Origin of the sequence: Pedobacter sp. UBA5917 (genome assembly GCF_002432345.1) — a bacterium.
Classification (GTDB): domain Bacteria; phylum Bacteroidota; class Bacteroidia; order Sphingobacteriales; family Sphingobacteriaceae; genus Pedobacter.
The window spans coordinates 1-5323 of record NZ_DJDT01000029.1; the positions used below are offsets into that span (position 1 = coordinate 1).

The following is a 5323-nucleotide window of genomic DNA, read 5'->3' on the forward strand; positions in this document are numbered from 1 at the left end:
TAAGAAATTAAGGACATTAAGATTTGGGAAGATTACCTGAGGCCATAACCGATGATTGAATGAACCAATGAACGAATGATTGGATGAATGAATGAACCAATGATTAAATGAACAAATGATTGGATGAACGAATGAGCCAATGAACCAATTAGCGAATGCCTTCACATAAACTTAACACACAGGCCATTCTTATAAAAGACAGTTCTTTTTATCTTTAGCGCATGTACTGGTACGAAGAAGAGGTTAAACAATTGGAAAGAAGATATCGTTTAGACCGCGATCATCCGGGGATTATTTTCTATGGGAGCTCGTCTATACGCTTATGGAACAGTTTGGACGATGATTTCGACTTTACCAGAGTAACTAATCTGGGTTTTGGCGGATCTACCCTGGCTGCCTGTGTGTGGTTTTTCGAAAGGATCATGACTGATTACAAACCGAAGGCACTAGTGGTATATGCCGGTGATAACGACCTTGGCGACGGCAGGAACCCTGAAGAAATCTTTATATTTTTTCAGCAGTTGATGGTGAAAGTAAACTTAAGGTTCGGAACAATCCCCTGTTATTTTATTTCTTTAAAGCCGAGTATTCACCGCTGGCATATTGCCGATCAGTTTCGGTACACGAATAACCTGATCGAAAGTGAGATTATCAAACTCAATGGAAACTGGAAATTTATTGATGTTTTTAAAAAGATGCTCGATAAAGCCGGCAATCCAAATCCGGCACTTTATGATCATGATGGTTTACATTTAAGCGAAGAGGGCTACCGCTTATGGACCGAGGCTGTTAAAGAAAAATTAGGTTAATCATTACCGTTAATTAATATCCCGGTAACATCGGCTCACTATTTTTCCATCAAGATTTAAAACAGATGAACAGGGAATACCACAAATGGTTCAGCCATAATCTGCAACGGGATATGGAGCTGCTGGTTTTCGGGCACAGCGGACGGGCAGTTATCTTTTTCCCTACCCGCATGGCACGCTTCTACGACTATGAGAACTGGGGAATTATTGCTTCTTTGGGCCATCAGATCGAAAATGGCGAACTCCAGGTTTTCTGTGTAGACAGTATTGATGGTGAAAGCTTTTATAATGACGATGTATTTCCATCAGTAAGGATTGAGCGCCATCTCCAATACGAAAAATATCTGTTGGATGAGGTAATACCTTTAATCCATCAAAAAAACGACGGTAATTTTATCGAAACTGCAGGTTGCAGTATGGGTGCCTATCATGCCATTAACCTTGCAATGAAATATCCATGGTTATTTAAAAAGGCCGTTGGCATTAGCGGAAGGTACGACCTTACGGATAACATCGGCGATTTCAGGGATCTGTTGAACGGCTTTCACGACGAAAAAGTTTACCTGAACATGCCTGCACAATACCTGGCCAACCTAAATGATGATAAACTGCTTACAGACGTTAGGAATATGGAAATTATTTTGGCGGTTGGCGAAACTGATCCGTTTTTAAGTGGAAACCAGCATTTAAGTAGTTTATTATGGGAAAAAGGCATTCCCAACCAGTTCCACACCTGGGAAAGTAATGCACACCGCCCCCATTACTGGCGAAAAATGGCGCCGATGTATATTTAAAGGTTACCAACGATCGTAACAGGAATACAATACCTTCATTAGGCGCATTAACCCCAACTATAAATAATAGGTTAATATTTAATCCTCAACGTAAAACCGATCGTATTTTCAATATTCTTTTTACTGACAGAAATTATTGCAATTAAAAATAAAACAGCTCTTAAAAGCACTAGAATTACCCAATTCTGAAAGTTCAAAATCTATAATTTAACGTTGATTGAACAAGAAAACATTAAGTTTGCATACAAGCAGATTAAAGCTACTAAAACATGAAACAAGGATTACTAATAGATATGGATGGGGTGATTTATAGTGGAGAAGCACTCATAACCGGAGCCGACAGATTCATTAAAAACCTGATCGACGAAGAAATTCCCTTTGCATTTATGACCAATAATAGCCAGAGAACGCCATTGGAAGTGGTGCGCAAATTAAAAGGGCTGGGCATCAAGGTTGAAGAAAGCCATGTATATACCAGTGCCATGGCTACCGCTAAATTTCTTTCAGACCAAAGCCCTAAAGGTACTGCTTATGTACTTGGTGAAGGAGGTTTATTGAGCAGCTTGCACGATCATGGTATTACATTGGTAAATACCGACCCTGAGTTTGTGGTATTGGGCGAAGGAAGAAATTTCACCCTCGAAATGGTTCAGCGGGCAGTAGATATGATCCTTGCGGGTGCAAAATTTATTACTACCAACAGGGATCCTTCACCAAAAAAACCGGGATGGAACAATTTGGGGATTGCAGCAACCACAGCCATGATTGAAGAAGCCACCGGCAGAAAAGCTTTTGTAACAGGTAAACCAAGTCCGGTAATGATGCGCTCGGCCCGTAAATTTTTAGGATTGGAAACCAGTGAAACCACTGTTATAGGCGATACCATGGAAACAGACATCCAGGGAGGTGTACAAATGGGCTATAAAACCATTTTGGTACTTTCGGGCATTTCGAGCAAGGATACTTTAGGGCATTACGCTTTTAAACCGGATATGATTGCCAGTTCTGTTGACGAAATCAAGTTTCCTTTAACCTGGTGGGAGGAGAAATAGTTTGGAGTTCCAAGTCCTGAGTCGGAAGTCCGAAGTCTTGAGTCTAAATGCACCGATATAAATAAGAAAGCTTCAGTGCACTCGAGGATAACATTAGAGATTGGTTTAGCCACGGAGACACAGATAAACGTAATCATATTTTAGCTGTGATTTCCGTGTTTCCGTGGCAAGAAAGCATAATTGTGGTGTCAGATGGGAACATCTGACACCACATGAATAAGAACTTGCGACCTGACCAATGAACTAATGATCAATCAACTAATGACCAGTGAACCAATGAACTATTTAGCTAGCGGCACCAAAAAATGTTCAGGCATTTCGGCGGCTTTTAGCATAAAGTTATGCAGTTCGTAGTTTTTAACGAAAGGCTTCAACTGCTCTGATCCCGGACCGAACATGGTTAGTTCAACATAATCGCCGGTATGATTCATGCCTGCCCATTGTACATCGGTGTATTTGCCTAAAATTTTTCCGTATTCGTAAAATGGAAGGTTGTCTTCGTTATACAATTGCCCCGGAACAATATCTTTAAAATGGTTTAGCAACGATTTTACATCTTCGCTTTTCATTTCTATACCCTGGTTTTCTTTAATGATTTCCATGATCTTCTGCTCGCTGAACGATTGGTTTAATTGAGCCAGCAACCAGGTATTACTATGTTTGAAATTTTGCAGGGTATCGAACTTTTTGTTGGCTTCGTCTGCATAAAACAAACCAGGATTCGCGTTACCATGGTCGGTAGTGATGATTACCAGAGTTTCGCCATCTTTTTCTGCAAATTCGATCACCTTACCTACTGCTTCGTCAAAAGCCAGCTGATCAAAAATCAATCCGCCCAAATCGTTTGAGTGTGCTGCCCAGTCTACCTTTCCACCTTCTACCTGTAAGGCAAAACCATCTTTATGATCTTTCATTAATTCAATGGCCTTCATCGTCATTTCGGCTAAAGTAGGTACTGTTTTCTGTAATTCGGCATCGTGCATGCGGTCTACCTCATAGGGTAATCCATCTTCTGCAAATAAACCTAAAACGGGTTTCGATTTATCAAGCGCCAGCATTTCGTTCCTGTTTTCGGCAACTTTATATCCCTGTGTAAGAAATTTTGGAATCAGGTTGCCCCCTTGCCTTTTCTCTCCAAAATATTTGCTTCCGCCACCCATCATCACATCGAATTTTAAACCAAGATAGATTTCAGCAATGATATCCTGTCCGCCACGGTTATCGATATTTACACAAAAACCCGCTGGCGTAGCATGAGTTATTGGAACCGTTGTTACACAGCCCACTTTTTTACCTTTTTCTTTAAATTTCTGAAGGATAGGCTGAGGTTTCTCTCCTTTCATCCCTACATTGAGCGAACCGTTTTTAACACGCATACCTCCACCCCATGAGGAGCTGGCTGCTGCAGAATCGGTAACCATAGAACTGGCCGAAGCGGTATCCATCAAAGCACGAACGGCTTTATTATCGCGGTATAGGCCTAACCATTTACTGCTTTTACCATAGGCACGGTTGGCATAAAGATCGGCCATATTTAAGGTACCGGTACTCATTCCATCGCTCACCATCATAATGATGTTTTTTGCTTTCTTTGTTCCGCCAACAGGGGTAGCGATTACATCTTTTAACCCAACAAGTGGTACACTTAAGCCAGCCAACAGGCCACCTTTTAATAACGATCTTCTATTCATATTCCGATAAAGCAATAGTGCTTTTATTTATTGTTCTGTAGGTATTGGGGTGGGCTTAACAGCACTATTTGCTGTAAGGTCTGGATGATTTTGCACAGGTATTTTATTTACTTTAGATAGTTGTACGGAATCTGGCTGTTCAACCCCCTGCTTTGTTATTGATATGGTTTTATCTTGTTTACGGGTTTCAACAGTTTCCATTTTATTTACCTCATGCCCGTTACTATGGGTTAGCAATGCAATTGCTGGTATAACCATTAAAAGACCTATACATGAAACCAATCTCATATCATTCTGATTTATTGTTCGCTCAAGGATTATTTTTAACCGGGAAGTCTGATCCTGATGTTCTATTACAAATATGACGGGAAGCTGTTAGCTAGATAAGGAGACAGGGTTATGATATTGTTAATATTGATGACCTGGTTTTAAGCGAATATTAAGGATAAGCTGGCGGTAACGCATGATGTTACTAGAAAGAAAAAAATAGCTCGTGGTTCGTGAGAACACTAACCACGGAATGAAGATAATTCATCCGTGTTTTTCCGTGTATCCGTGGCGAAAAAACAATGGACAAAAGATAACGCCAGTGGTGCGTGAGGACACGAACCACGGAATACACGCATAAGGAAAATTTTATCGTGACAGATCTCTCCGCTCCGCTATGCTTCGATCGAGATGACGACTTTTTTTAGAACCGTGGCAAAAACGAGCAAAAAAAACAAAAGTCTTAGCGGGACGCTAAGACCAGCAAGTTTTCGCAAGTGGTTCGTGGGGACACGAGCCGCGGAATAAGAAATGTGTGAAAAAGATTTAATACAAAAAGGTCTTAGCGGGACGCTAAGACCAGTAAGTTTTTGCAAGTGGTTCGTGGGGACACGAGCCACGGAATAAGAAATGGGTGAAAAAGATTTAATACAAAAAAGGTCTTAGCGAGACGCTAAGACCAGTAGGCTTTCGCAAGTGGTTCGTGGGGA

The 5323-nt window shown here is 40.9% G+C and carries 5 protein-coding genes; 3 read left to right on the plus strand and 2 right to left on the minus strand.

All coding sequences use genetic code 11. The features are described from left to right. Positions 1 to 221: 221 nt before the first annotated feature. The 3 genes from B2V92_RS02065 to B2V92_RS02075 all read left to right on the plus strand — a co-directional run bounded on the left by B2V92_RS02065 (position 222) and on the right by B2V92_RS02075 (position 2655). On the plus strand, positions 222 to 809 hold the full coding sequence (locus B2V92_RS02065) for a GDSL-type esterase/lipase family protein (RefSeq protein WP_293304395.1): 588 nt from the start codon (positions 222 to 224) through the stop codon (positions 807 to 809). Positions 810 to 874: 65 nt separating this feature from the next. After that, a complete protein-coding gene (locus B2V92_RS02070) occupies positions 875 to 1603 on the plus strand; it encodes an esterase family protein (protein WP_293304397.1) in 729 nt (242 codons plus the stop codon). 269 nt (positions 1604 to 1872) lie between these two features. Further along, entirely contained in the window at positions 1873 to 2655 is a 783-nt protein-coding gene (locus tag B2V92_RS02075) for an HAD-IIA family hydrolase (protein WP_293304399.1), read from the plus strand. Between the two features lie 281 nt (positions 2656 to 2936). On the opposite strand, the gene B2V92_RS02080 is transcribed toward B2V92_RS02075, so the two are convergent. Together B2V92_RS02080 and B2V92_RS02085 are read right to left on the minus strand one after the other, a co-directional pair. Next, positions 2937 to 4346, minus strand: coding sequence for an alkaline phosphatase (locus B2V92_RS02080; protein WP_293304401.1), 1410 nt, complete (start codon positions 4344 to 4346; stop codon positions 2937 to 2939). Positions 4347 to 4373: 27 nt separating this feature from the next. Beyond that, positions 4374 to 4547 carry a hypothetical protein gene (locus B2V92_RS02085; protein WP_293304403.1) on the minus strand — a complete coding sequence of 58 codons (174 nt, stop codon included), beginning with the start codon at positions 4545 to 4547 and terminating at the stop codon, positions 4374 to 4376. Positions 4548 to 5323 lie beyond the last annotated feature (776 nt).

Bases quoted from the DNA above. Each gene is read 5' to 3' on its own strand.
- B2V92_RS02065 (WP_293304395.1), top strand. From the start codon at position 222: ATGTACTGGTACGAAGAAGAGGTTAAACAATTGGAAAGAAGATATCGT.
- B2V92_RS02070 (WP_293304397.1), top strand. From the start codon at position 875: ATGAACAGGGAATACCACAAATGGTTCAGCCATAATCTGCAACGGGAT.
- B2V92_RS02075 (WP_293304399.1), top strand. From the start codon at position 1,873: ATGAAACAAGGATTACTAATAGATATGGATGGGGTGATTTATAGTGGA.
- B2V92_RS02080 (WP_293304401.1), bottom strand. From the start codon at position 4,346: ATGAATAGAAGATCGTTATTAAAAGGTGGCCTGTTGGCTGGCTTAAGT.
- B2V92_RS02085 (WP_293304403.1), bottom strand. From the start codon at position 4,547: ATGGAAACTGTTGAAACCCGTAAACAAGATAAAACCATATCAATAACA.